The organism is Clostridium algidicarnis, assembly GCF_000703125.1.
In the GTDB taxonomy this organism is placed as follows: domain Bacteria; phylum Bacillota; class Clostridia; order Clostridiales; family Clostridiaceae; genus Clostridium_L; species Clostridium_L algidicarnis.
Map to the genome: position 1 here is coordinate 1,027,907 of NZ_JNLN01000001.1, position 26,853 is coordinate 1,054,759.

19 protein-coding genes, 2 tRNA genes and 3 rRNA genes are annotated in these 26,853 nt (G+C 33.0%); 15 read left to right on the plus strand and 9 right to left on the minus strand.

Translation table 11 applies throughout. The features are described from left to right. Positions 1 to 46: 46 nt before the first annotated feature. From noc to rpmH, 9 genes are all read right to left on the minus strand, one after another. Positions 47 to 826: a nucleoid occlusion protein gene (gene noc, locus BV55_RS0105165; protein WP_029451754.1), complete on the minus strand. Its 780-nt coding sequence runs from the start codon at positions 824 to 826 to the stop codon at positions 47 to 49. Between the two features lie 126 nt (positions 827 to 952). Continuing rightward, positions 953 to 1,672: a 16S rRNA (guanine(527)-N(7))-methyltransferase RsmG gene (gene rsmG, locus BV55_RS0105170; RefSeq protein ID WP_029451755.1), complete on the minus strand. Its 720-nt coding sequence runs from the start codon at positions 1,670 to 1,672 to the stop codon at positions 953 to 955. 27 nt (positions 1,673 to 1,699) lie between these two features. Beyond that, the gene (gene mnmG, locus BV55_RS0105175) at positions 1,700 to 3,586 is read right to left on the minus strand and encodes a tRNA uridine-5-carboxymethylaminomethyl(34) synthesis enzyme MnmG (protein ID WP_029451756.1); all 1,887 of its coding nucleotides are present in this window, start codon (positions 3,584 to 3,586) and stop codon (positions 1,700 to 1,702) included. Positions 3,587 to 3,595: 9 nt separating this feature from the next. Beyond that, a complete protein-coding gene (gene mnmE / locus BV55_RS0105180) occupies positions 3,596 to 4,969 on the minus strand; it encodes a tRNA uridine-5-carboxymethylaminomethyl(34) synthesis GTPase MnmE (RefSeq protein WP_029451757.1) in 1,374 nt (457 codons plus the stop codon). A 317-nt stretch (positions 4,970 to 5,286) separates the two neighbouring features. Beyond that, positions 5,287 to 5,913 carry an RNA-binding cell elongation regulator Jag/EloR gene (jag, locus tag BV55_RS0105185; protein ID WP_029451758.1) on the minus strand — a complete coding sequence of 209 codons (627 nt, stop codon included), beginning with the start codon at positions 5,911 to 5,913 and terminating at the stop codon, positions 5,287 to 5,289. Positions 5,914 to 5,951: 38 nt separating this feature from the next. Beyond that, complete coding sequence (yidC, locus tag BV55_RS0105190; RefSeq protein WP_051652403.1) at positions 5,952 to 6,677, minus strand: membrane protein insertase YidC; 726 nt, start codon at positions 6,675 to 6,677, stop codon at positions 5,952 to 5,954. Positions 6,678 to 6,698: 21 nt separating this feature from the next. Next, positions 6,699 to 6,908, minus strand: coding sequence for a membrane protein insertion efficiency factor YidD (yidD, locus tag BV55_RS0105195; protein WP_029451760.1), 210 nt, complete (start codon positions 6,906 to 6,908; stop codon positions 6,699 to 6,701). Beyond that, on the minus strand, positions 6,904 to 7,263 hold the full coding sequence (gene rnpA, locus BV55_RS0105200; protein ID WP_029451761.1) for a ribonuclease P protein component: 360 nt from the start codon (positions 7,261 to 7,263) through the stop codon (positions 6,904 to 6,906). Before rnpA ends, yidD begins: the two co-directional genes overlap by 5 nt. Before the next feature lie 58 nt (positions 7,264 to 7,321). Beyond that, the gene (gene rpmH / locus BV55_RS0105205; RefSeq protein ID WP_029451762.1) at positions 7,322 to 7,456 is read right to left on the minus strand and encodes a 50S ribosomal protein L34; all 135 of its coding nucleotides are present in this window, start codon (positions 7,454 to 7,456) and stop codon (positions 7,322 to 7,324) included. 567 nt (positions 7,457 to 8,023) lie between these two features. On the opposite strand from rpmH, the gene dnaA reads away from it, so the two are divergent. From dnaA to BV55_RS0105280, 15 genes are all read left to right on the plus strand, one after another. Beyond that, entirely contained in the window at positions 8,024 to 9,379 is a 1,356-nt protein-coding gene (gene dnaA / locus BV55_RS0105210) for a chromosomal replication initiator protein DnaA (RefSeq protein WP_029451763.1), read from the plus strand. A 265-nt stretch (positions 9,380 to 9,644) separates the two neighbouring features. Further along, on the plus strand, positions 9,645 to 10,745 hold the full coding sequence (gene dnaN / locus BV55_RS0105215) for a DNA polymerase III subunit beta (RefSeq protein WP_029451764.1): 1,101 nt from the start codon (positions 9,645 to 9,647) through the stop codon (positions 10,743 to 10,745). Between the two features lie 61 nt (positions 10,746 to 10,806). Next, entirely contained in the window at positions 10,807 to 11,013 is a 207-nt protein-coding gene (gene yaaA, locus BV55_RS0105220; RefSeq protein WP_029451765.1) for a S4 domain-containing protein YaaA, read from the plus strand. Positions 11,014 to 11,075: 62 nt separating this feature from the next. Next, on the plus strand, positions 11,076 to 12,161 hold the full coding sequence (gene recF, locus BV55_RS0105225; RefSeq protein WP_029451766.1) for a DNA replication/repair protein RecF: 1,086 nt from the start codon (positions 11,076 to 11,078) through the stop codon (positions 12,159 to 12,161). 13 nt (positions 12,162 to 12,174) lie between these two features. Beyond that, complete coding sequence (remB, locus tag BV55_RS0105230) at positions 12,175 to 12,438, plus strand: extracellular matrix regulator RemB (RefSeq protein ID WP_029451767.1); 264 nt, start codon at positions 12,175 to 12,177, stop codon at positions 12,436 to 12,438. Positions 12,439 to 12,572: 134 nt separating this feature from the next. Then, complete coding sequence (gene gyrB / locus BV55_RS0105235; RefSeq protein WP_029451768.1) at positions 12,573 to 14,480, plus strand: DNA topoisomerase (ATP-hydrolyzing) subunit B; 1,908 nt, start codon at positions 12,573 to 12,575, stop codon at positions 14,478 to 14,480. 21 nt (positions 14,481 to 14,501) lie between these two features. Continuing rightward, entirely contained in the window at positions 14,502 to 17,021 is a 2,520-nt protein-coding gene (gyrA, locus tag BV55_RS0105240) for a DNA gyrase subunit A (RefSeq protein WP_029451769.1), read from the plus strand. A gap of 534 nt (positions 17,022 to 17,555) precedes the next feature. Further along, a 16S ribosomal RNA gene (locus tag BV55_RS0105245) occupies positions 17,556 to 19,067 on the plus strand. 430 nt (positions 19,068 to 19,497) lie between these two features. After that, positions 19,498 to 22,401: ribosomal RNA gene (locus tag BV55_RS0105250) — 23S ribosomal RNA — on the plus strand. 128 nt (positions 22,402 to 22,529) lie between these two features. Beyond that, positions 22,530 to 22,646: ribosomal RNA gene (gene rrf, locus BV55_RS0105255) — 5S ribosomal RNA — on the plus strand. The 16S, 23S and 5S rRNA genes sit together here with 2 tRNA genes alongside, the layout of an rRNA operon. Positions 22,647 to 22,654: 8 nt before the next feature. After that, positions 22,655 to 22,731, plus strand: a tRNA-Ile gene (locus tag BV55_RS0105260). A gap of 5 nt (positions 22,732 to 22,736) precedes the next feature. Next, a tRNA-Ala gene (locus BV55_RS0105265) sits at positions 22,737 to 22,812 on the plus strand. Positions 22,813 to 22,912: 100 nt separating this feature from the next. After that, positions 22,913 to 23,479: an HD domain-containing protein gene (locus tag BV55_RS0105270; protein WP_051652404.1), complete on the plus strand. Its 567-nt coding sequence runs from the start codon at positions 22,913 to 22,915 to the stop codon at positions 23,477 to 23,479. A gap of 13 nt (positions 23,480 to 23,492) precedes the next feature. Beyond that, on the plus strand, positions 23,493 to 24,008 hold the full coding sequence (locus BV55_RS0105275; RefSeq protein ID WP_029451771.1) for a transcription repressor NadR: 516 nt from the start codon (positions 23,493 to 23,495) through the stop codon (positions 24,006 to 24,008). A 36-nt stretch (positions 24,009 to 24,044) separates the two neighbouring features. Next, positions 24,045 to 26,759: a UPF0182 family protein gene (locus tag BV55_RS0105280; protein WP_029451772.1), complete on the plus strand. Its 2,715-nt coding sequence runs from the start codon at positions 24,045 to 24,047 to the stop codon at positions 26,757 to 26,759. The last annotated feature ends 94 nt before the right edge of the window (positions 26,760 to 26,853 follow it).

Consider the following 26,853-nt stretch of genomic DNA (forward strand, 5'->3'; position numbering starts at 1 on the left):
TTTTTATATTGAACTATTAAAAGTCTATAATAGATATATTTATAGTTTATTTTTTAGGTATCTTAATAGTGACTTCTATAAATTCATCAAAGTCTTTAGAATCATATTTTGCACTAATACCATATTTATCAAAAACCTGTTTTATTGTATTTATGTACACCTTCGGCGAGAATATGCCTTTAATTCTTTTCTTACCATCTTTAGATACAGTATCGCTAGATATTTTTATTAATTCTCTGTTTATTAATTCCTCTGTATCTTTTACGTTTAAAGACTTTTTTATAACTATATTCAATATTTTTTGTTGTAGTTTTTCTGTAGGCAACTTTAATAAAGCTCTAGCATGTCTTTCTGTAAGTTTATTATCTAAAACTATTTCTCTTACATTTTGGGACAGTTTCAAAAGCCTAAGCTTATTTGCAATAGTAGATTGTTTTTTACCTATAACCGAAGCTAATTGTTCTTGAGTATATCCATGTTCCTTTATCAGATTAAAGTATGCCTCAGATTCTTCCATGTAATTTAGGTCTTCTCTTTGCAAGTTTTCTAATAATGCTATAGCTGCAGAATCCCTATCAGAAATATCAACTATTATAACTGGGACTTTAGGAAGACCTAGCTTTTTAGCGGCTCTTAATCTTCTCTCCCCTGCTACTAGCTCATATCTTCCTTCTCTCATCTTTCTTACAGAGAGAGGTTGTATTATACCGTAAGATTCTATAGACTCTGCCAATTCAGTAATAGCATCTTCATCAAAATACTTTCTTGGTTGGTATAAATTGGGTAATATAAGATTAGGTTCGATATACGTTATTTCATTGTGCATATTCCATACCATCCCTTGCTTCTTCCATTTGTTAATAGTTTCTATATTAACAATGAAATTCCTCTTTTATTCCATAAAAATCATACTACAAATTATATCATATTTTTACATATTTATAAATAATTTTTATCCCAAAGGTTTTTTACTCATAATTCCTGAGTTCCTTGGATAAATACTTGGTGTTAAACTTACCTTTTTTATAATTACTAAATTATGATTTAAATCACTATTTTCAATATTTACAGGTATAATCTCTTGCACCTTTCCTCCTAATATAGCTATAGCTCTTTTAGCTCCATTTAACTCTTCTTCGATACTAGGTCCTTTTAATGCTACAAAGTAACCACCTAGCTTAACATAAGGAAGACATAATTCAGACAAGGTACACATATTAGCTACTGCCCTTGATGTTGCTATATCAAATTTTTCTCTATACTTTTCAGATCTTGATAATTCTTCTCCTCGCCCGTGTATTGTAGAAAAATTATTCAAATATAACTTTTCTATTACCTCATCTAAGAATTTAACCCTTTTATTTAATGAATCCAGTAATACAATATTACAGTCCTCTTTCATAATACCAATAGGTATTCCAGGAAATCCAGCTCCAGTTCCCACATCAATTATACTTTTAGCTTCCTTGAATCCTTTAAACTTAAAAGCCTTTATACAATCAATAAAATGTTTTTTAACTATATCATCATCTTCTATTATAGCCGTTAAGTTTATTTTATTGTTCCATTCTTTTAAAATATCTTTATAATTCATAAACTTATTAAACTTTTCTTCATTAAAATCTAAACTTACATCATCTGATGCAGTTTTCATTAAATCATAAAACTCCATATTTACCTCCAAACCAATGTTTTTATATTAACTTTCATGTCTAAGGCTATACTTATGTTCAAGATATATTAATAATACTGACACATCAGCTGGTGAAACACCTGATATTCTTGATGCTTGACCTATACTTATAGGTTTCACAGTATTTAACTTTTGAATTGCTTCTATCCTAAGTCCTTTTATCTCATTATAATCTATATCCTTTGGGATCATTTTAGATTCAAACTTTTTAAATTGATTTACTTGTTCCAATTGCTTTTCTATATAACCTTCATATTTAGACACTATATTTACTTGATCCATAACATCCTTTGGAAGTACAGGTCTTTCCATATCTAGTGGCGCTATTATATAATAATCAAGCTCTGGCCTTTTTATTAACTCATATAAGCTTATAGGTTTTTTCAATTCTGTAGTTCCTAATGTTTCTAAGCATTCACTTATTTCTCTTTTACTTGTTACTTGAATGCTTTTTAATCTATTAAGTTCACTTTCTATTTTATATTTTCGATTTTTATATCGTAAATATCTGTCTTCTTTAACCAAGCCTATTTTATATCCAACTTCTGTAAGCCTTAAATCCGCATTATCCTGTCTTAATAGAAGCCTATATTCCGCTCTTGATGTCATCATCCTATAAGGTTCATTAGTACCTTTTGTAACTAAGTCATCAATTAAGACTCCTATATAACCATCAGATCTAGCTAATATGAGTTGTTCTTCATCTTTTATTTTTAAAACGGCATTTATACCTGCTATTAATCCTTGTGCTGCCGCTTCCTCATATCCAGATGTACCATTTATTTGTCCCGCTCCAAATAACCCATTAACCCTTTTATATTCAAGTGTAGGCTTTAACTCTAGTGGATCTATACAATCATATTCTATAGCATATCCGGTTCTCATTACTTCAACATTTTGAAGTCCCGGTATAGTCTTTAGCATACTAATTTGGATTTCTTCTGGAAGTGAACTAGACATACCTTGAACATACATCTCTTCAGTATCTTCACCTTCTGGTTCAATGAATATTTGATGTTGAAGTTTATCTGGGAACCTCATTATTTTATCTTCTATAGAGGGACAATATCTAGGACCTACTCCCTCTATAGAGCCATTATAAAGAGGTGATCTATCTATGTTTTCTCTAATTACATTATGAGTTTCTTCATTAGTGTAAGTTAAATAGCAAGACATTTGATTTCTAGTTATATTATCACTCATGAATGAAAATGGAACTATGGTGCTATCACCCTTTTGTTCTACAGTTTGAGAAAAGTCTACAGAGTTTTTATTTATACGCGCAGGTGTACCTGTTTTAAATCTTCTAAGATTAAATCCTAGGTTTATCAAAGAATCACTAAGGCTCATAGAAGGTGCAAGTCCATTAGGCCCACTATAATAGTTAACCTCACCAAAGATTACCCTGCCCTTTAAATAAACTCCTGTTGCAAGTATTACAGTTTTAGCTTTAAAATATGCACCGGTTCTTGTTATTACACCAATTACATTTCCATCTTCTACATCTATATGGTTTATTTCAATTTGTTTTATATCTAGATTTTCTTGCATCTCTAAAACATGTTTCATTCTATATTGATATTTAGTTTTATCTGCTTGAACTCTTAAAGAATGAACAGCAGGTCCTTTTGATGTATTTAGCATTCTAGATTGTATAAATGTGTGATCTATATTTATAGCCATTTCTCCACCTAGGGCATCTATTTCTTTTACTAAATGTCCCTTTGCTGTACCCCCAATATTAGGATTACAAGGCATAAGGGCTATACTATCTAAATTCATTGTAGCCATAAGCGTCTTTTTACCCATCCTAGCAGAAGCTAGTGCAGCCTCACAGCCAGCGTGGCCACCCCCTATTACAACTACATCATATTCTCCTCTTAAATATCTCATTTTTCACCTCTACTTTCCTAAACAAAATTCTGAAAAAATCTTGTCTATTATATCCTCTTCTAAAGTTTCACCACTAACTTCACCTAAATTAATCCAAGCACCTCTTATATCTATAGATGCTAAATCTATAGATATACCACTGTTAAGTGTTTCCAATGAAGCTAAGCATTTTTCTTTAGCTCTATATAAAGCCTCTTTGTGTCTAGAGTTGGTTATCATTAAATCTGTGGAATTAATTTCGCCTTTAAAGAAAAGATCTTTTATCTTATTTTTTAATAAATCTATTCCATCACCATTTTTTGCAGATATTTCAATTACATTTTTCATATCCTGAAAATCATATTCTTCTAATTCTCTTTTTAAATCAGACTTATTTAAAATAACTATATATTTCTTATCCTTTATATACTCTAAGATTTCTTTATCATCAGAGTCTAGTTTTCTGCTTAAATCTAACATAAATACTACAAGATCTGCTTCATTAATCTTTTCTTTTGATCTTTCTACACCTATTTTCTCTACTAAATCTTCAGTTTCTCTTATTCCTGCAGTATCAACAACCTTAACAGGGATACCATCTAAGTTAATATATTCTTCTATAACATCTCTTGTTGTACCTGGAACATCTGTTACTATAGATCTTTGTTCCATTAATATAGAATTTAAAAGTGAAGATTTGCCTACATTAGGTTTCCCTATTATAACCATACTAAGACCTTCTCTTATAATTCTTCCTTCATTTGCAGTATCAAGTAACTTATCAATTCTATTTATTATATTATCTAAATCAACTTTTATCTTATCTGAAGTCATTTCTTCTAAATCTTCTTCTGGAAAATCCACAGTAGCCTCAATATGAGCTATAACCCCTAATAATTCATGTCTAATATCTTTTATTTCCCTGGAAATTCTACCTTCACTTTGCATTAATGCTGATTTCATTGATAGGTCAGTTTTTGCTCTTATTAAATCCATCACAGCTTCTGCCTGACTTAAGTCAATTCTACCATTCAAGAACGCTCTTTTAGTAAACTCTCCTGGCTCTGCTATTCTAGCTCCAGCCTTTATAACTTCTTCTAAAACCTTATTTGTAGACATAATGCCACCATGACAATTTATTTCTACAGAATCTTCCGCAGTAAAACTTTTAGGCCCTTTCATATAACTTACAAGTACCTCATCTATCATTTCTTTACTAAACTTATCTATAATCTTTCCATATCTCATTGAATATGGACTTATATCATCAAACTTTCTATTGCCTTTTCCTTCAAATATAGAAGAAACAATAGAAAGAGCCTTATCTCCTGAAACTCTTATAATTGAAATTCCACTTTCACCTACAGCTGTAGCTATAGCAGCTATAGTATCAAAATCTTTCATCTTTAGCCTCCTAAGCCCGAAAATCGGTTATATATATTATATAAATTATACTATAAAATTAATGTATTATTTAATAAATATAATTTTAATTTTATTATATAATTACTTTTATTTTAAATTTTTATCTATATAAATAAAAATTTGATTTCAACTTTTATATGTTTATTTGTATTAATAAAACATTAGAAATTATATCATTTCATACTCTCTTACTCAAGTACTACCATGGTTTTTATTTATAACCTTTCTTTGATTATAAACTATAACTAATAATTTAAAATAAGAGGTTACCCCGTATATTAAAAAAGAAAGCCACCTTAGGCTTTCTTTAAATCTACTACTACTCTTCTATAAGGCTCTTCTCCTTCACTATAAGTATAAATATAAGGATTATCTTGTAGTGCGGAATGTATTATTCTTCTTTCATAAGGATTCATAGGTTCTAATTTAAAGCTTCTTCCAGATCTTCGTACCCTACTGCCGGTTTTATCTGCTAACCGTTTTAGAGTCTCTTCTCTTTTAAACCTATAATTTTCTGTATCTAATACAACCCTTTTATATTCTTCATCATTACCTTTGTTAACAACAAGACTAACTAGATATTGAATAGCATCTAGAGTTTCTCCTCTATATCCTATTACAATTCCCATATTATCTCCAGACAATATAATATTAATAATATTATTCTCTTCTTTTATGTCAACTTCAGCTACAACTCCCATTGCATTTAAAACTTCAGCTAAAAAAGACTTTGCATCATGTACATAATCTTTTTTTAATTTAACTTTGATTTTGGCTGGCTTAACTCCAATAAAGTTAAATAAACCTTTAGTACCCTCTTCTAAAACTTCAACTTCAACTTTATCCTCTGTAACATTTAATTCTTTTAGTGCTTTCTTTAATGCCTCACTTACAGTCTTTCCACTAATTTCGATTGTCTTCATAACCTATTTCACCCACCTTTGATCTCATACCCCTATTTTTATTTATTCTTTTTATTTAAATCTTTATCGGAGTTAATTTCTTTTGCACCTTTACTTGTAGAAATTTCATCATTAGGCTTTTTATCTAAAGCTTTAGTTAAGAAGGTTTGAGCAATTTGTATTAAATTGTTTATAACCCAATATAAAACTAAGGCTGATTTAAGCTTCATACTCATGAATCCTATAAATCCTGCCATAAAAATATTCATTGTTTGCATCTGCTTTGCCTGAGCATCTTGAGGTGCATTATTTGAAATAATTTTACTAGATATAAATTGTGTTAAAAATGATAAAACAGGTAATATGTATAAATGGTCTGGTTGTGATAAGTCTTTTATCCACAAAAATCCCACTCCAGTTATACCTTGTAAATTATTAAAAACATAATACAATCCAAAAAGTATTGGCATTTGTACCAATAAAGGTAAACATCCACTTAAAGGATTTGCCCCATTTTCTTTATATAATTTAGACATTTCTTGCTGTTGTTTTTGAGGATCATTTTTATACTTAGTTTGTAACTTTTTAACTTCTGGTTGTAACTCTTGCATCTTTACTTGAGATCTTGTTTGCTTTATATTTAAAGGTAACAAGATTATTCTTATTATAATTGTAAAGAATATTATGGCTAGGCCATAAGAATAATCTGGATTAGCAGTTATTACCTTTACTAACCCATGAATAAATTCAAAAAATTGAGTTAAATACTGATTTATATACTTCAAATACTAAACCTCCCGACAATATTATTTAACAGGGTCATATCCACCTTTATGAAAAGGATGACACTTAAATATCCTCTTTAAGGACATAAAACCACCTTTTAACGCTCCATATTTTTCTATAGCCTCTAATGCATACTCTGAGCATGTTGGATAAAATCTGCATGATGGAGCTTTCATAGGTGAAATATATTTTCTATAAAGCTTTATTAAAGCAATGAAAAACTTTTTAATCACTTTCCATTAAACCTGCCTTTTTAAAAAGGTTTTTCATGGAGTTTTCTATCTGAAAGTAATCTTTATCCTTTACAGCAACCCTTGCAACAAAAACAAAATCAAATCCTTTTTTTATGTCGCTACAGTTTAATCTATAATTTTCACTTATTAATCTTTTTACTTTACTTCTAGTTACACTTTTTCCTACTTTTTTACTTACAGATATACCTACTCTATTAATAGGCATATTACCCTTATCTTTATTATAATAATTTTTATATACATATAAAACTAATAATTCATTAGCAAAAGACTTTCCTCGTCTATACACTCTTCTAAACTCAACATTTTTTCTCAGCTTTTCGACTTTCATGCCAAAACATTACTCCTTTTTTTCCTGCAATTGCAGAAAAAGGCCACTAAAGCGGCCCTTATGCTGACAATTTTGCTCTACCTTTTTGTCTTCTTCTTTGAAGAACTTTTCTTCCAGATAAAGTTCTCATTCTTTTTCTAAAACCATGTTCTCTTTTTCTTTGTCTTTTTTTAGGTTGGTATGTCATTAACATTCTAACTACACCCCCTTCATCTATTCTTATGTATAATAAGGTATTTGTTATCATACTCATATACATTATAGTTTTACCCTATAATTATATAGTGAGCATAATTTAATGTCAAGAAGACAAATGAAATTTAACCTATATATATATATGTAATTTTTGTTGATAAAGTTATCAACAATTTTTTTTTGTGGATAAGTTATTGAATGTTATCAAATTTTTATGATATTATAGAGAAGAATTGTTAATACTATTTGATACTTTCAAAGTTATCCACAGTTGTTGATAACTTTGTGCATAACTTATTTGATTCTTCTTGTATCTTATATTATAATCAATATTTCAGCATACAATTCACTATTATATATGCTGTTAATTATGTTTATATGTTTTTTTTACACTGTTGATAACTTTAAACATATAAAATATACTAACAAAGTTATAAACATGTGAATACTTTTAGTAACAATGGCTATTATTTTAAATAGCTGTTTATAAATATGTTTATACATTGTTTAAACTTTAATATAATTTCTATAATAAAATTTTTATAATTTGACTGGAGGATACGAAATGAACGCCCAACTTAAAGAAATGTGGGAAAAAACCTTAAATATCCTAAAAGGCGAACTTTCAGAAGTTAGTTTCAATACATGGATAAAAAGTGCTGAACCTATGGCTATGGATGATAAAACAGTGAAATTTGGTGTTCCTAATGATTTTACTAGGGAAATACTAGAATCTAGATATAAGGACCTCATAATGAATGGTATAAAATTAATAACTTCTAAAAAATATAATATAGAATTTTGTATATTATCAGAAGATCAAGTAGAAGAAGAAGCTGTTAAAGAATCTGTTCAAATAAATACAAAAGGTTCAGTAATACCAAATGATGAAATGACAGCTATTTTAAATCCTAAATACACTTTTGATTCCTTTGTAATTGGAAATAGCAATAGGTTTGCCCATGCAGCATCACTTGCTGTAGCAGAATCTCCAGCAAAAGCTTATAATCCCTTATTTATATATGGTGGCGTAGGGCTTGGAAAAACCCATCTTATGCATGCCATAGGACACTATGTTCTTAAAAATAATCCAAATACAAAAGTAGTTTATGTATCTTCTGAAAAATTTACTAATGAACTTATTAACTCTATTAAAGACGATAAGAATGTAGAATTCAGAAATAAATATAGAAATGTAGATGTGCTTTTAATAGATGATATACAGTTTATAGCAGGTAAAGAAAGAACTCAAGAAGAATTTTTCCATACATTTAATGCATTACATGAAGCTAATAAACAAATTATATTATCTAGCGATAGACCACCAAAAGAGATTCCTACCTTAGAAGATAGGTTAAGATCAAGATTTGAATGGGGACTTATAGCTGATATACAAGCTCCAGATTTTGAAACTAGAATAGCTATTCTAAAAAAGAAGGCTGATGTTGAAAACCTTAATGTACCAAATGAAGTTTTAGTCTATACTGCAACAAAAATTAAATCTAATATAAGAGAACTTGAGGGTGCCCTTATAAGAATAGTAGCTTACTCATCTTTAACCAATAGTGAGATCACTTTAGAACTAGCTACAGAAGCTTTAAAAGACATAATATCTAATAAAGATTCAAAAAACATCACAATAGCAAATATTCAAGATATAGTTTCAAGCTATTATAATCTTAGGATAGAAGACTTTAAATCTCAGCGTAGAACAAGGAATGTATCATATCCTAGACAAATTGCTATGTACTTATCTAGAAAGCTTACAGATATGTCCCTTCCTAAAATTGGGGAAGAATTTGGTGGACGAGATCATACAACTGTAATTCATGCCTATGAAAAAATTTCAACAGGATTAAAAACTGATGAATCATTGCAAAACGTTGTAAATGACCTAACCAAGAAGATTACACAAAAATAATAACAATCTGTACATAATAACTATTGCATAACCTGTGGATACATTTTAAAAACTAAATATAATCTAACAATGTGGATAAGTCTAGCTATGCAGCACTTACTTATCCACAGTTATTTTTACATAATTTTTGTCCTATCACAGGGCTTAAAGCACTTACTAACAAATCCACAGCCCCTACTACTACTATTACTATATTTATCTATAATATATCTATATCTATTCTATTTTTAATAAAACTTTGTTAACAAATTAAGGAGGACTCACTATGAAATTTATATGTGAAAAAAATAATCTACAAGAAGCTATATCAATAGTTCAAAAAGCTGTTACAGGAAGATCTCCAATGCCAATACTAGAAGGAATATTTTTAGATGCCAGTGATGATGAATTAAAATTTATAGGTTCAGATATAGATTTAAGTATAGAAACAACAATTAAAGCAAGTGTTATTGAACCTGGAAGGGTAGTTATTAATTCAAAAATATTTGGAGAAATAATAAGAAAGTTACCAAATGACGAGGTTTCTATAGAAACAGCAGAAAATGATTCAATCATAATAACTTGTCAAAATTCTATATTTAATATCACCCACTTAGAAGCTAATGACTTCCCCATGGTACCAAGTATCAATGAGGATTTAGTATTTGGTATACCTCAAGGTATTTTAAAAAATATGATACGAGGCACAAGTTTTGCTGTAGCTGTAGATGAAACAAGACCAATACTTACAGGAATATTATTTGAAATTAATGATAAGATGTTAAACATGGTAGCTCTTGATGGATATAGACTTGCATTTAGGAATGAATTTATAGATAATGAAAATTCTATAAATGCTGTAATTCCAGGAAAAACTTTAAATGAAGTTGTAAGGATATTAGAAGACAGCAATGAAAATGTTGATATAACATTTACAACAAACCATATTCTTTTCAACCTAGGAAAAACTAAGATAATATCAAGACTTTTAGAAGGGGAATTTATTAAATACAATTCTATAATTCCTCAAGAATTTAATTTAAAAGTTACTGTGGATAAACATAAATTACAAAGTAGTATCGAAAGAGCTTCACTTATGGTTAAAGAAGGAAATGCGAATTTAATAAAATTAGATATACAAGATGAGTCCATGGTAATAACATCTAATTCTCAATTGGGAAAGGTAAGAGAAGAGATCTCAATAAATCTGCAAGGAAGCCCTATTCAAATTGCATTTAATTCAAGATACCTTTTAGATGTTTTAAAAATTATGGAAGAAGACGAAGTTGTTATGGAATTTTCAAGCAGTGTAAGTCCTTGTATAATAAAAAATAAAAATAAACTTAACTGCAAATATCTTGTACTGCCTGTAAGATTAGTAAAATAATAATTTAAGTTGTATTAATAATTATAAATAAGGGCAATAATGTAAATAGGAGAGATGAATAATGGAAGAAGTAAAAATAACAACTGAATATATAAAACTTGATTCTTTTTTAAAGTGGTGTGGAGCTGCATCTTTAGGTTCAGAAGCTAAATTTTACGTGCTAGAAGGCCTGGTTAAAGTAAATGGTGAAATTGCTACACAAAGAGGAAAGAAGCTAAGAATAGGAGATAAAGTAGAATTTAAAGACAATATATATAAACTAATTTAAATAAATTATTTTATTCATTATTATTTAACAATAATATGATATAATTTTATAAGGTGTTTAATATGTATATAAAATATTTACAACTTTACAATTATAGAAATTACGATTATTTAAACTTAGAGCTTGGTCCAAATGCAAATGTTTTTATAGGAGACAACGCTCAAGGGAAGACTAATATTTTAGAATCCATATACTACTGTGGATTTGGAAAGTCTCATAGGACAAATAAAGATAAGGAACTTATTAAGTGGAATGAAGAAAAATCGTCTATAAGTATTTATATATCAAAAAAAAGATTGGATAAAAAGATTGATATAAATATATTAAGGAATGGGAAAAAGGGAATAACAATAAATTCCATAAAAATAAAAAAAATATCAGATCTTATAGGTAGTTTTAATGTTGTTATGTTTTCTCCAGAAGATTTAAGGATAATAAAAGAATCTCCAGGAGTTAGGCGTAGATTCATTGATATGGAACTATGCCAAATAGACAAAAAGTATTACTACAGCTTAGTTCAATACAATAAAGTTCTTCAAGAAAGAAACGTCTTGCTAAAAAATAGAAATTTAGATAAATCTATGTTGGACATATATGATATTCAGTTAGCTAACTTTGGAAAGTATATATTTAATAAAAGATGTGAGTATGTAGATAAGCTTAATCAATATGGTAGTGAAATACATAAAGATATAACGTCAAACAAAGAAAATATATATTTTAAATACATATCAGCTGTTAAAAATAAAGATGATATAGAAAAACAATTATTAAATTTACTAAAAGAGTATAGGCAAAAGGATATAGAACGAGGAACTACAAGCATTGGTATTCATAGAGATGATTTGTCAATTTACATAAATAAAATTGAAGTTAAAAACTATGGTTCACAGGGACAACAAAGGACAGCGGTTTTAACTATGAAGTTCTCCTCTTTAAGCATATTAAGAGACTTAACAGGTGAAGCTCCAGTTTTATTACTAGATGATGTTCTATCTGAATTAGATTTTAATAGAAAGAGATATATATTAAAATCTATTAAGGATGTCCAAACAATAATAACCTGCACCGGTGTAGACCAAATTGAAGAATATTTAAGTAAAGACGCTAAAATATTTAAGGTTATAGATGGAAATATAATTTCATAGAGGAGGAGTCTTCATGTTTCTTCACTTAGGAGAAAATGTAGTAGTACCCATAAAGGATATAATAGGTATATTTGATATGGAAACTAGTATGGATAGTTCTGATACTAGACAATTTTTAAGAATGGCAGAAGAAGATGGATTTATAGAGCGAGTAACGAAAGAAGCGCCTAAGTCTTTTGTTATTGCAGAAGTTGAAAAGAAGAGTAAAATATTCTTTTCACCTATATCTTCAGCAACATTAACTAAAAGAGTTGATATAGAATATTATTTGAAATAATTTAATATTTAAATTATATTCTATTCCACATTGCCACTTAATAGCATAATAAGCAATGTTAAGTGGCAATTAATCGTGGAATAAAACATTTATAAAGCTAAAATTATTTATAATAAAGTAGGAGGAATTGCGAGTTGGAAGATAACAATAATATTTATGAAGCTAGTCAAATCCAAGTCCTCGAAGGGTTGGAAGCTGTACGAAAAAGGCCAGGTATGTATATTGGTAGCACTAGTGTACGAGGTCTTCATCATTTAGTATATGAGATAGTGGATAATAGTATTGATGAAGCATTGGCAGGATATTGCACACATATAGAAATTGTAATAAATGAAGATAATTCAGTAACTGTATCAGACGATGGAAGAGGTATGCCAGTAGGTATGCATCCTAAAATGGGAAAACCTGCAGTAGAAGTTATAATGACAATACTTCATGCAGGCGGTAAGTTTGGTGGTGGAGGCTATAAGGTATCAGGGGGTCTTCATGGAGTAGGAGCTTCTGTTGTTAATGCTTTGTCTGAAGTATGTGAAGTTACAGTTAAAAGAGAAGGCTTTATATGGAAACAATCTTTTGGAAGAGGTCTTGCTAAGAGTCCTTTAGAAAAGATTGGTGAAACAGAAGAAACCGGAACCATGGTATATTTTAAGCCTGACCCTTTAATATTTGAGGAGATAGACTTTGATTTTGATATCTTATCTAAAAGACTTAGAGAGGTAGCATTCTTAAATAAAGGTATAAAGATATCATTTGAAGATAAACGTGTTGATAAAAAAGATCAATATCAATATGAGGGAGGAATAAAGTCCTTTGTATCTTATTTAAATAGAAATAAACAAGCTTTACATCCGGAACCTATATATGTGGAGGGTGTTAAAGATGATTATATGGTTGAAATAGCACTTCAATACAATGATGGTTATACAGAAAACATATTTTCCTTTGCTAATAATATAGATACAGTTGAAGGGGGTACCCATCTCATAGGATTTAAATCTGCGCTTACAAGAGTATTTAACGATTATGCAAGAAAGTTTGGGTTATTAAAAGAGGCTGATAAGAATTTGTCTGGAGATGATATAAGAGAGGGGCTTACTGCTGTAGTTTCAGTGAAACTTACAGATCCTCAATTTGAAGGACAAACAAAGACAAAGCTTGGAAATAGTGAAGTAAGAGGTATAGTAGATAATATAATGGGTGAAGGTGTAAGCACCTATTTAGAAGAAAATCCTTTAGTAGGTAAGATTGTTATAGAAAAGGGGCTTTTAGCAGCAAGAGCAAGAGAAGCCGCTAGAAAAGCAAGAGAACTTACAAGAAAATCTGTACTAGAAAGAACTTCTCTTCCAGGAAAGCTTGCAGATTGCTCTTCAAAAGATCCATTAGAATGTGAAATATATATAGTCGAAGGAGATTCTGCGGGAGGATCAGCAAAGCAAGGAAGGAATAGAAGATTTCAAGCCATCTTACCATTAAGAGGTAAGATACTGAATGTTGAAAAACAAAGATTAGACAAAATATTAAATTCTGAAAGTATAAGGTCAATGATAACTGCATTTGGAGCAGGTATTGGTGATGAATTTGATTTAGAAAAGAGAAGATATAATAGAATAATAATAATGACGGATGCCGATGTAGATGGAGCTCATATAAGGACTTTATTATTAACATTTTTTTATAGATATATGAGAGGACTTGTTGATGAAGGTCATGTATATATAGCTCAACCACCTTTATTTAAAGTTACAAAGCAGAAAAAGGATTATTATGCTTATACGGATAAAGAATTAAATGATATATTAGAGGAATTAGGTGGAAAAGACAATAGTATTGCAATACAAAGGTATAAAGGACTCGGAGAAATGAATGCTGAACAGCTTTGGGATACAACCATGGATCCTGAGAAAAGAATACTTCTTAAAGCTACTGTAGATGATGCCATGGCAGCAGATGAGATATTTACTATACTTATGGGAGATAAAGTAGAACCACGTAGAGAATTTATTCAAGAAAATGCAAAAAAAGTTATGAATTTAGATATATAGTGCATAGATGAGGTGAAATATATGAACAATAATGAAGGAAAAGTTATACCGGTTGATATTGAAAGTGAAATGAAGAAATGTTATATAGACTATGCCATGAGCGTTATCGTAGGTAGAGCACTTCCAGACGTAAGAGATGGTCTAAAGCCTGTCCATAGAAGAATTTTATTTTCTATGCATGAGTTGGGGTTAGCTCCAGAAAAGGGATATAGAAAATGTGCTAGAATAGTCGGTGACGTACTAGGTAAGTATCATCCACACGGAGATTCTTCTGTTTATGATGCTTTAGTAAGAATGGCTCAAGATTTTTCTATAAGATATATATTAGTAAATGGCCATGGAAACTTTGGTTCTGTAGACGGTGATTCAGCTGCCGCTATGAGGTATACAGAAGCAAAAATGAGTAAGATTTCTGCAGAAATGATAAGGGATATAAATAAAGATACTGTAGACTTTATACCTAACTTTGATGGAGAAGAAAGTGAACCATCAGTATTGCCTTCAAGATTTCCAAATCTCTTGGTAAATGGATCATCAGGTATTGCTGTTGGTATGGCTACAAACATACCTCCACATAATTTAGGAGAAGTAATAGATGGAGTCATAATGCTTATAGAAGAACCAGATTCTAACATTATGGAACTAATGACTGTAATAAAAGGACCAGACTTTCCAACAGCAGGTACCATAATGGGTGAGGCTGGAATTAGATCAGCCTATGAAACAGGAAGAGGAAAGATTCTAGTTAGAGCTAAGGCAGATATTTTAGAAGAACATGGAAGAAATAGAATAATAGTAACAGAGATTCCATATCAGGTTAATAAGTCTAAGCTTATAGAAAACATAGCAGAGCTTGTTAAGGATAAAAAGATAAATGGAATACATGACTTAAGAGATGAGTCAGATAGAGATGGTATGAGAATTGTAATAGAGCTTAAAAGAGATGCAAATCCAGAAGTAGTTTTAAATCTATTATATAAACATACCAAAATGGAAGATACCTTTGGTGTAATAATGTTAGCATTAGTAGATAATCAGCCACAGGTACTAAATCTAAAGGAAATATTAGTTCATTATTTAAATTTCCAAAAGGAAGTCGTAAGAAGAAGAACTGAGTTTGAATTACAAAAGGCTGAAGATAGGGCTCATATACTAGAAGGATTGAAGATTGCCTTAGATAATATAGATGAAGTTATAAAGATTCTAAGAGGATCCAAAACTGCTGATATAGCAAAAGTTACTCTTATAGAAAGATTTGACTTTTCTGATAAGCAAGCGCAAGCTATTTTAGAAATGAGACTTAGAAGACTTACAGGTCTTGAAAGAGATAAAATAGAACAAGAATTAAGTGAACTTATGATTTTAATCGAAAGCTTAAAGGATATATTACAAAATGAAGAATTATTATTAGATTTAATAAAAGAAGAGCTTTTAGAAATTAAGAATAAGTTTGGAGATAAGAGAAGAACTTCAATTGAACAAGGTGTTGGTGATATATCACTTGAAGATCTTATTCAAGAGCAAGAAGTTGTTATAACATTAACTCATGGAGGATATATAAAGAGGATATTAGCAGATACCTATTCTTCACAAAGAAGAGGTGGTAAGGGAATACAAGCAATGTCAACTAAAGAAGATGACTTTGTAGAAAATGTATTTATAGCTTCTACTCATAGTGATTTATTATTCTTTACAAACCGAGGAAAGGTTTATAAACTTAGAGCTTATGAAATACCTGATGCAGGAAGAACTGCAAAGGGAACAAACTTAATAAATATAATACCTATAACACCAGGTGAAAAGATAGAGGCTGTTCTTGCAATAAAAGATAATAAATTAGATGGTAACTTAGTTATGGTAACAAGAAAAGGAGTAATAAAGAAGACTCCTCTTAAAGGATTCATTAATATAAGAAGAAATGGTATGAATGCTATAACCTTAAGAGAAGGAGATGAGCTTCTAAAAGTTAAGCTTACCTATGGTGATGCAGAAATTATTATTGTTACTAACTATGGATATGCAATTAGAATAAGTGAAAAAGATGTAAGGGCTATGGGCAGAAATGCAGCAGGTGTTAAAGCACTTACATTAAGAGAAGATGATAAAGTTGTATCTATAGATATAATAGTTCCAGATGAGGACCTTTTAATAGTAAGTGAAAATGGATTTGGTAAAAGAACGAACATATCTAAATACCAACTACAAAAAAGAGGCGGAAAAGGAGTTAAGACCTACAAGAGAAATAAAAAAACAGGAAATGTTGTAGGCGCTAGGATTTGTAATGAAGAGGATGAGCTTATGCTTGTTAATAGTAGTGGGGTAGCTATAAGAATAAATGTAGATGGCGTAGCTCAAACAGGAAGAAATACTAGTGGTGTAACGCTTATGAAAACTAAAGGTGAAGAACAAGTAGTTGCTATTGCTAAGATAAAAAGTTCAGAGGATAATGAAAGTATAGATGGTGATATAATTATTATTGAAGATAATGAACAAAAAGATGAACCAGAGATATCATCTGAAGTAATAGATGACGAAGAATAATACATTAACACAGTTTTAGTACAATAAAAGCATGTTCTATAAACTTATAGAATGTGCTTTTATTAATTATATTAATAAATTCAATGAACACGATGCCAAGTGTATCAATATAAAGAAATAGAAGGAATACATAGGTATAATTACTATAAAGGATCTAATTTATTTTAATAGTGTATAAGAGCAATATCATATGTTGATATAGATGTTATTCTATAAAAGTTCCTTAGCGGAAAAGAAAAACAATTACTTATCGCAAGGACATAAGTTTTAAAAGTTAAAAACAATAATGAAAAAAATTGTTGACAACTTAAAAAACACATGATATACTTACAAAGTACTTCAACACAGAAGTACATGATCTTTGAAAATTGAACAGAAAAGATATATAAAGACCAGCAATTCTTTTGAATTATGTAATTGAGTAGATTAAACTTACTTAGAGAATTCAGATTCAGATATTCTGAAAATGGAAACTCACTCAGCTAAGCTGAGGAGTAAAAGTCTATACCAAATCCTAGATTTGGAATATACTTTTAAATTGAGAGTTTGATCCTGGCTCAGGACGAACGCTGGCGGCGTGCTTAACACATGCAAGTCGAGCGAAGTTATTCCTTCGGGGATAACTTAGCGGCGGACGGGTGAGTAACACGTGGGTAACCTGCCTCATAGAGGGGGATAGCCTTCCGAAAGGAAGATTAATACCCCATAACATAGCATTATCGCATGATAAAGTTATTAAAGGAGTGATCCGCTATGAGATGGACCCGCGGCGCATTAGCTAGTTGGTGAGGTAACGGCTCACCAAGGCCACGATGCGTAGCCGACCTGAGAGGGTGATCGGCCACATTGGGACTGAGACACGGCCCAGACTCCTACGGGAGGCAGCAGTGGGGAATATTGCACAATGGGCGAAAGCCTGATGCAGCAACGCCGCGTGAGTGATGAAGGCCTTCGGGTCGTAAAGCTCTGTCTTCGGGGACGATAATGACGGTACCCGAGGAGGAAGCCACGGCTAACTACGTGCCAGCAGCCGCGGTAATACGTAGGTGGCAAGCGTTGTCCGGATTTACTGGGCGTAAAGGGAGCGTAGGCGGATACTTAAGTGGGATGTGAAATACCCGGGCTCAACCCGGGTGCTGCATTCCAAACTGGGTATCTAGAGTGTGGGAGAGGAAAGTGGAATTCCTAGTGTAGCGGTGAAATGCGTAGAGATTAGGAAGAACACCAGTGGCGAAGGCGACTTTCTGGACCATAACTGACGCTGAGGCTCGAAAGCGTGGGGAGCAAACAGGATTAGATACCCTGGTAGTCCACGCCGTAAACGATGGATACTAGGTGTGGGGGATACCAATCCTCCGTGCCGTCGTTAACACACTAAGTATCCCGCCTGGGGAGTACGATCGCAAGATTAAAACTCAAAGGAATTGACGGGGGCCCGCACAAGCAGCGGAGCATGTGGTTTAATTCGAAGCAACGCGAAGAACCTTACCTAGACTTGACATCTCCTGAATTACCTGTAATTAGGGAAGCCCTTCGGGGCAGGAAGACAGGTGGTGCATGGTTGTCGTCAGCTCGTGTCGTGAGATGTTGGGTTAAGTCCCGCAACGAGCGCAACCCTTATTGTTAGTTGCTACCATTTAGTTGAGCACTCTAGCGAGACTGCCTGGGTTAACCAGGAGGAAGGTGGGGATGACGTCAAATCATCATGCCCCTTATGTCTAGGGCTACACACGTGCTACAATGGCGAGTACAACGAGATGCAATATCGTGAGGTGGAGCAAAACTCAAAAAACTCGTCCCAGTTCGGATTGTAGGCTGAAACTCGCCTACATGAAGCCGGAGTTGCTAGTAATCGCGAATCAGAATGTCGCGGTGAATACGTTCCCGGGCCTTGTACACACCGCCCGTCACACCATGAGAGTTGGCAATACCCGAAGTCCGTGCGCTAACGCGTAAGCGAGGCAGCGGCCGAAGGTAGGGTCAGCGATTGGGGTGAAGTCGTAACAAGGTAGCCGTAGGAGAACCTGCGGCTGGATCACCTCCTTTCTATGGAGAACTGTATTAAGATTATAGCTCGTCTATAACTCTTAGTACTAGCTGGAATTTATCTTTCTGTTCAATTTTGAAAGATCAAGTATCTTTCAAAATCAAACCTTTTAGTTTAACTAAGAGGTGACCACTACCAAAATTTTTTTGAGTTTTGGATGTGAATTTGTTCTTTGAAAACTGCATATGGTTTAAAAGCAAAGTAAAACTTTAAAAAGAAAAATCTTTTGTAAGATTGAAATGATAACTCATTGATTATTTACTAAGCTTTAATTGTATTTTAATATGATTAAACTTTTAAAAACTCTCTGAGTGAAGTTAGAACCGAGTAATACGAGGAAACAAGACGGGAGGAGCGGAATTTACTTACTGTAAATGAGCACCGCACCGGCGAAGTTGACGAAGTAGTACGAAGGTTATAACGAACGAAGGTCAAGCTACAAAGGGCACATGGCGAATGCCTTGGCATCAAGAGCCGACGAAGGACGCGATAAGCTGCGATAAGCTTCGGGTAGCCGCAAATAGGCTGTGAACCGAAGATTTCCGAATGAGGAAACTCACATGGGTAAACCCCATGTATTGTATACTGAATAAATAGGTATATAAGGGTACACCCAGGGAACTGAAACATCTAAGTACCTGGAGGAAGAGAAAGAAAATTCGATTTCCTAAGTAGCGGCGAGCGAAAGGGAAAGAGCCCAAACCAGAAATTTATTTCTGGGGTTGTGGACAGATCATTAATATGGCGGTATTTTAGTCGAATACAACTGGAAAGTTGAGCCACAGCGTGTAATAGCCACGTAGACGAAAGAAGAAGGCCTAAGATCTGATCCAGAGTACCACGAGACACGTGAAACCTTGTGGGAAGCAGGGAGGACCACCTCCCAAGGCTAAATACTACTTGATGACCGATAGTGAAGAAGTACCGTGAGGGAAAGGTGAAAAGAACCCCGGAAGGGGAGTGAAATAGAACCTGAAACCGTGTGCCTACAACCGGTCAAAGCACCTTATGTGTGTGATGACGTGCTTTTTGTAGAACGAGCCAACGAGTTACGATATGTAGCGAGGTTAAGTACTTAAGGTACGGAGCCGAAGGGAAACCGAGTCTTAATAGGGCAAATAGTTGCATGTCGTAGACCCGAAACCGGGTGACCTATCCATGGCCAGGTTGAAGCAGAAGTAAAATTCTGTGGAGGACCGAACCAAATTGGTGTTGAAAAACCATGGGATGAGCTGTGGATAGCGGAGAAATTCCAATCGAACCCGGAGATAGCTGGTTCTCCTCGAAATAGCTTTAGGGCTAGCGTCGGATATGAGTAGTGGAGGTAGAGCACTGAATGGGCTAGGGGCCGTATAGGTTACCAAACTCTATCAAACTCCGAATGCCACATACTATTAGTCCGGCAGTCAGACTGCGAGTGATAAGGCCCGTAGTCAAAAGGGAAACAGCCCAGACCATCAGCTAAGGTCCCAAAGTATAGATTAAGTGGAAAAGGATGTGGGATTTCAAAGACAACTAGGATGTTGGCTTAGAAGCAGCCACTCATTAAAAGAGTGCGTAATAGCTCACTAGTCGAGAGATCCCGCGCCGAAGATGTTCGGGGCTAAAATCTATCACCGAAGCTATGGGTGTACATTTATGTACGCGGTAGAGGAGCGTCCTGTACTGGCTGAAGTCGTACCGAAAGGAGCGGTGGACGGTACAGGAGTGAGAATGTTGGCATAAGTAGCGAGAACTAGGTGAGAATCCTAGTGGTCGAAAATCTAAGGTTTCCTGGGGAAGGTTCGTCCGCCCAGGGTTAGTCGGGACCTAAGCCGAGGCCGAAAGGCGTAGGCGATGGACAATCGGTTGATATTCCGATACCACTATGTAGCGTTATTACCAATGGGGTGACGCAGGAGGATAAGATGTGCTAGCTATTGGATGCTAGTCTAAGCACTTAGGGAGTCTGGATAGGAAAATCCGTTCAGACAATTCTGAGGTGTGATGGGGAAGGTCATTTTGACCGAAGTATCTGATTCCACGCTGCCAAGAAAAGCCTCTAGGGAGCAAAATAGTGCCCGTACCGCAAACCGACACAGGTAGATGAGGAGAGAATCCTAAGACCATCGGAAGAATTGCAGTTAAGGAACTCGGCAAATTGACCCCGTAACTTCGGGAGAAGGGGTGCCTACGCAAGTAGGCCGCAGAGAATAGGCCCAAGCAACTGTTTAGCAAAAACACAGGTCTCTGCTAAAGCGAAAGCTGAAGTATAGGGGCTGACGCCTGCCCGGTGCTGGAAGGTTAAGGGGAATGCTTAGCGTAAGCGAAGGTATGAACTTAAGCCCCAGTAAACGGCGGCCGTAACTATAACGGTCCTAAGGTAGCGAAATTCCTTGTCAGGTAAGTTCTGACCCGCACGAATGGCGTAATGACTTGGGCACTGTCTCAACTGCAAATCCGGCGAAATTGTAGTGCCAGTGAAGATGCTGGCTACCCGCGATTGGACGGAAAGACCCCGTAGAGCTTTACTGTAGCTTAGCATTGAATTTCGGTATTGTCTGTACAGGATAGGTGGGAGACTGAGAAACTGGGGCGTCAGCTTCAGTGGAGTCACCCTTGGGATACCACCCTGACAGTACTGAGGTTCTAACGGATACCCATGAAACTGGGTGCCGGACATTGTTAGGTGGGCAGTTTGACTGGGGCGGTCGCCTCCTAAAAAGTAACGGAGGCGCCCAAAGGTTCCCTCAGAACGGTCGGAAATCGTTCGAAGAGTGCAAAGGCAGAAGGGAGCCTGACTGCGACACCTACAAGTGGAGCAGGGACGAAAGTCGGGCTTAGTGATCCGGTGGTACCTCGTGGGAGGGCCATCGCTCAACGGATAAAAGCTACCTCGGGGATAACAGGCTGATCTCCCCCAAGAGTCCACATCGACGGGGAGGTTTGGCACCTCGATGTCGGCTCGTCGCATCCTGGGGCTGAAGTAGGTCCCAAGGGTTGGGCTGTTCGCCCATTAAAGCGGCACGCGAGCTGGGTTCAGAACGTCGTGAGACAGTTCGGTCCCTATCCGTCGCGGGCGTAGGAAATTTGAGAGGAGCTGTCCCTAGTACGAGAGGACCGGGATGGACTGACCTCTGGTGTACCAGTTGTCACGCCAGTGGCATTGCTGGGTAGCTATGTCGGGACGGGATAAACGCTGAAAGCATCTAAGCGTGAAGCCCACCTCAAGATTAGATTTCCCATAGCGTAAGCTAGTAAGACCCCTTGAAGAACACGAGGTTGATAGGTCAGAGGTGTAAGTGCAGTAATGTATTAAGCTGACTGATACTAATAGGTCGAGGGCTTGACCAAATATTTTAAACCATATGCAGTTTTGAAAGAATAATTTCTTTCAAAACTATTGACAAAAGATTTTATTTGTAATAAAATAAGTTTTGTTGATAAATAAATATAAGTTTTTTAATATTTATATTTACTTATCCGGTGATTATGGCTTAGTGGTAACACCCCTTCCCATTCCGAACAGGATGGTTAAGCACTAAAGCGCTGATGGTACTACAAGGGAGGCCTTGTGGGAGAGTAAGTCGTCGCCGGGTGAAAACAAGGATCTTTAGCTCAGTTGGTTAGAGCAACCGGCTCATAACCGGTAGGTCCGGGGTTCGAGTCCCTGAAGGTCCACCAAACCTGGGGGTATAGCTCAGTTGGGAGAGCACCTGCCTTGCACGCAGGGGGTCAAGAGTTCGAGTCTCTTTATCTCCACCAAAAAGTCATGAACTTTAGTTCATGACTTTTTATTTTGTTTAAAAATAAAAAATGTAATATAAAAAATTCACTTAAAGTATATGTTTACAGAATATTAATTATGAATAAAGCTATAGTTATATTAGAATGTAAGATGGAAGGGATTGTGGATATAATTTATAGAATCAAACAATTTTTGTGGTATATAATATCTCCATTTAAACCAATAGACTATAACTTTTTAAAAAGTTATTTAGATAAAGAAGAGGTGAAGTTATTTAGTAGTTTAAAATCAGGAGAGAAACAACATTGCATAAGGGTTGCAAAGGCATCTTTACAATACATAAATAATGAAGAATCTAGTGAGATATGTAGTTCATTAGACAAGGCTTGGTTTATGAAAGTTTGCCTACTACATGATATAGGAAAGAAATTTGGAAGTCTATCTATTATAGATAAATCTTTACTAGTTATAATAAACAAACTATTTAAGGATAAGATGAATAAATATATGAATGTTAAGAAGATAGATGTATATTATAATCATCCTATAAAAGGATATGAATATCTAAAACAACTAAATAAATATGATGAAAGATTTTTATATGTAATTAAAAATCATCATAATTACAAGATTAAGGGAGATGAAATGCTAAATATATTAGTACATTTTGATAACTTAAATTAAAAGAGGTGATATTTTGAATTCAAAGGATAGAAGACAATCAATTGAAAAAAATTTGTTAGAAGCAAATAATGCAAAAAAGGGGAGCGAACTTGCAGTAACATTTGGTGTTACAAGACAAGTTATAGTTAAGGATGTAGCATTACTAAGAGCTAGTGGTATTAATATAATAGCTACACCTGAAGGTTACATCATTCCTAAGATTCAGGTGGATTCTATTAGAAGAGTTATAGTGTTATCTCATACCAAAGATGAAATCGAAGAAGAGTTAAAAATTATAGTAAGGTTTGGTGGTGTAATAGAAGATGTAATAGTGGAACATCCCCTTTATGGTGAAATCAAAGCTATGCTTATGATAAAAACCTATGAAGACATAAAGAACTTTTTAAGTAGATTCAATTCATCTAATGCACAGCCATTATCAACACTTACATTTGGTGTGCATATACATACAATAACAGCAGAAAGTATTGAGATAATGGATAAGATAATGAGTGAGCTTAGGCATAGAGGGTTTTTAATATTAGATTAGAATAAGCTAAATTAGCTGTAAGAAAGGAGCAATATAATGAAAAGGAAGCATAAAATAATATTACCAATATTAATTTTAATTATTTTAATATTTGGTTTTATGGATGGCATAGTTAACTTTATTATTAATATAAAGTGGTTTAAAGAAGTAGGATATCTTTCAGTATATTTCAAAAAGATAACTGCTACATTAAAATTAATGGTGCCTATATTTTTAGTATGTTTTATAGGTATAATAGTATATTATAGAAGTCTTAGAAAAGGTTTTATCAAAAATAAAAACATATCTCAAACAGATAAAAAAGCTACAAAGAAAGAAAATATAATTTTTTATAGCTTAAATATAATATTGTCATTTTTAATATCTTATATAACAGCTTCTAATTACTGGTATAGGATTGTTCAATTCAACAATTCCGTTGATTTTAATGTAAAGGATCCTTTGTTCAATAAGGATGTCTCTTTTTACATGTTCAAACTTCCACTTATTCAATCATTATTCAATGCTATGATGGCATTTTTAATAGTACTTTTAATTGTAACTTTTGTAGTTTATATAATTATGAGCACAAAAGATGGTGTTTATACTAAAAATTTTAAAAGACCTTTTTCAAAGGTTAAATTTATTAAAAGTGATATAACAAATTATGCAGGGAAGCAACTAGCAGTACTTTCAAGTATGTTTCTTATAATGATAGGTATATTTTATATTTTAAAGTCTTATTATTTAGTATATAGTTCAAAAGGTGTAGGTTTTGGAGCTAGTTTTACAGATGCTAGAGTTAGCCTGTACTTTTATCGAGCTATATCTGGAATAGCTATAGTATCTTCTATAGTTATTTTTGTAAGCATCATTAAGGGTAAGATAAAGCCTATAGTGATATCATTGATAGCTATGGCTGTAGTTATAATATTAGAAGGACTAACATCTACTCTAGTGCAACAATTTATGGTTAAATCAAACGAACTTGAATTTGAGAGACCGTATATTAAACAAAATATTGACTTTACACGAAAAGCATTTAATATAGATGATATTAAAGAGAGTATATTTGATGTAAAGGATGATCTCACTAAAGAAGATATAGATAAAAATAAAGATATTATTGATAATATAAAGGTTAATTCTTTTAATCCAGCTTTAGATTTTTATAATCAAGTTCAAATAATAAGATATTATTACAACTTTAAAGATATAGATGTAGATAGATATAATATAGATGACAAGTATAGTCAGGTGTTTATAGCTCCGCGTGAGATAGACTCTGACTCTATAGAACCAAATACATGGCTTAATAAGCATCTAGTGTATACTCATGGATATGGAGTCGTTATGAGTAGGGTAAATTCAGTTACAGCTGAAGGAAAGCCTAACTTTGTAATAAAAAATATACCACCTGAAAATAATAGTAATATAAAAATAGATAATCCTAGAATATATTTTGGAGAATCAACAGATTATTATGCTGTTGTAAATACAGAGCAAAGGGAATTTGACTATCCTAAAGGTGGAGAGAATGAAACAAATAAGTATGATGGAAATGCTGGAATAAATATGTCTTTTATAAATAGAATTTTATTTTCTATTAAAGAAAAGAGTATAAAGTTTATGCTATCTAACGATATAAATGTAAACAGTAAGATATTAATCAATAGGAATATAATGGAAAGAGCAAAGACTATAGCTCCATTTTTGACCTATGATAAAGATCCTTATATAGTTATACAAGATGGTAAGTTATATTGGATATTAGATGCATATACTACATCTAATAAATATCCATTTTCAGAACCACATGATGATATAAATTATATAAGAAACTCTGTAAAAGTAGTTATAGATAGCTTTAATGGAGATATAAACTTTTATATATCAGATAAGAATGATCCTATAATACAAAGTTATTCTAAGATATTTAAAGGATTATTTAAAGATATAGATGATCTTCCAACCGAGTTTATTGAACACTTTAGATATCCAGAAGAAATATTTAACATTCAATGTAGTGCTTTAGGGAAATATCACATAAAAGATCCTGAAGTATTTTATAATGGAGAAGACTTATGGGAAATATCTAAAAACAAAAAGGAAACTAAAGATCAGAGCGATAATAAAGCCGAAGAAGAGAAAACCACTGAGGCATCATATATTGTTACAAAGCTCCCAAATGAAGAAAAAGAGGAAATGGTGCTTTTTGAGTATTTTAATATGAGAAGTAAGGAAAATATGGTAGCTTTATTTGGTGCTAGAATGGATGGTGACCAATATGGTAAATTAGTTTTATACAAATTTCCACCAACTAAAACCATATACAGTCCATACTTATTTAAGAATCAAATTAATCAAGACCCTAATATATCAAAAGAATTGTCATTGTGGAATACTGAAGGATCAAAGGTATACTATGGTGATACTGTAATAGTTCCTATAAAAAACTCTCTTTTATATATTGAGCCTTTATACCTTAAGGCTATTAGTAATAATAGTATACCTGAAATGAAAAAGGTAGTTGTGTATTACGGAGATAAGATGGTAATGGCTGAAAATATTGAAAAGGCTTTAGAACAAATTTTTAGTTATAAAGAAAGTGATAAGATAGATGATAAGAACACAACCACTGATGTTGAGATTATTAAAGAGGTTAGAGATTTATATTATAAGGCAGTAGATTCACAAAAAGAAGGGGACTGGTCTAAGTACGGAGAATATATGAAGGAATTAGAAAAGATTTTAAATGAAACAAGTAAATAATAATTGGGTAAGTAATAAGTAGTTTAAAAGTTATCTTCCTAGGTCAGAAAAATAGATTTAGGAAGATAACTTGAAATATGTTACTTTTACTTTA

What these genes read in the sequence shown, in the direction of transcription:
- noc (WP_029451754.1), bottom strand. Translation starts at nt 826, where the DNA reads ATGCACAATGAAATAACGTATATCGAACCTAATCTTATATTACCCAAT.
- rsmG (WP_029451755.1), bottom strand. Translation starts at nt 1,672, where the DNA reads ATGGAGTTTTATGATTTAATGAAAACTGCATCAGATGATGTAAGTTTA.
- mnmG (WP_029451756.1), bottom strand. Translation starts at nt 3,586, where the DNA reads ATGAGATATTTAAGAGGAGAATATGATGTAGTTGTAATAGGGGGTGGC.
- mnmE (WP_029451757.1), bottom strand. Translation starts at nt 4,969, where the DNA reads ATGAAAGATTTTGATACTATAGCTGCTATAGCTACAGCTGTAGGTGAA.
- jag (WP_029451758.1), bottom strand. Translation starts at nt 5,913, where the DNA reads ATGAAGACAATCGAAATTAGTGGAAAGACTGTAAGTGAGGCATTAAAG.
- rnpA (WP_029451761.1), bottom strand. Translation starts at nt 7,263, where the DNA reads ATGAAAGTCGAAAAGCTGAGAAAAAATGTTGAGTTTAGAAGAGTGTAT.
- rpmH (WP_029451762.1), bottom strand. Translation starts at nt 7,456, where the DNA reads ATGTTAATGACATACCAACCTAAAAAAAGACAAAGAAAAAGAGAACAT.
- dnaA (WP_029451763.1), top strand. Translation starts at nt 8,024, where the DNA reads ATGAACGCCCAACTTAAAGAAATGTGGGAAAAAACCTTAAATATCCTA.
- dnaN (WP_029451764.1), top strand. Translation starts at nt 9,645, where the DNA reads ATGAAATTTATATGTGAAAAAAATAATCTACAAGAAGCTATATCAATA.
- yaaA (WP_029451765.1), top strand. Translation starts at nt 10,807, where the DNA reads ATGGAAGAAGTAAAAATAACAACTGAATATATAAAACTTGATTCTTTT.
- recF (WP_029451766.1), top strand. Translation starts at nt 11,076, where the DNA reads ATGTATATAAAATATTTACAACTTTACAATTATAGAAATTACGATTAT.
- remB (WP_029451767.1), top strand. Translation starts at nt 12,175, where the DNA reads ATGTTTCTTCACTTAGGAGAAAATGTAGTAGTACCCATAAAGGATATA.
- gyrA (WP_029451769.1), top strand. Translation starts at nt 14,502, where the DNA reads ATGAACAATAATGAAGGAAAAGTTATACCGGTTGATATTGAAAGTGAA.
- BV55_RS0105270 (WP_051652404.1), top strand. Translation starts at nt 22,913, where the DNA reads ATGAATAAAGCTATAGTTATATTAGAATGTAAGATGGAAGGGATTGTG.
- BV55_RS0105280 (WP_029451772.1), top strand. Translation starts at nt 24,045, where the DNA reads ATGAAAAGGAAGCATAAAATAATATTACCAATATTAATTTTAATTATT.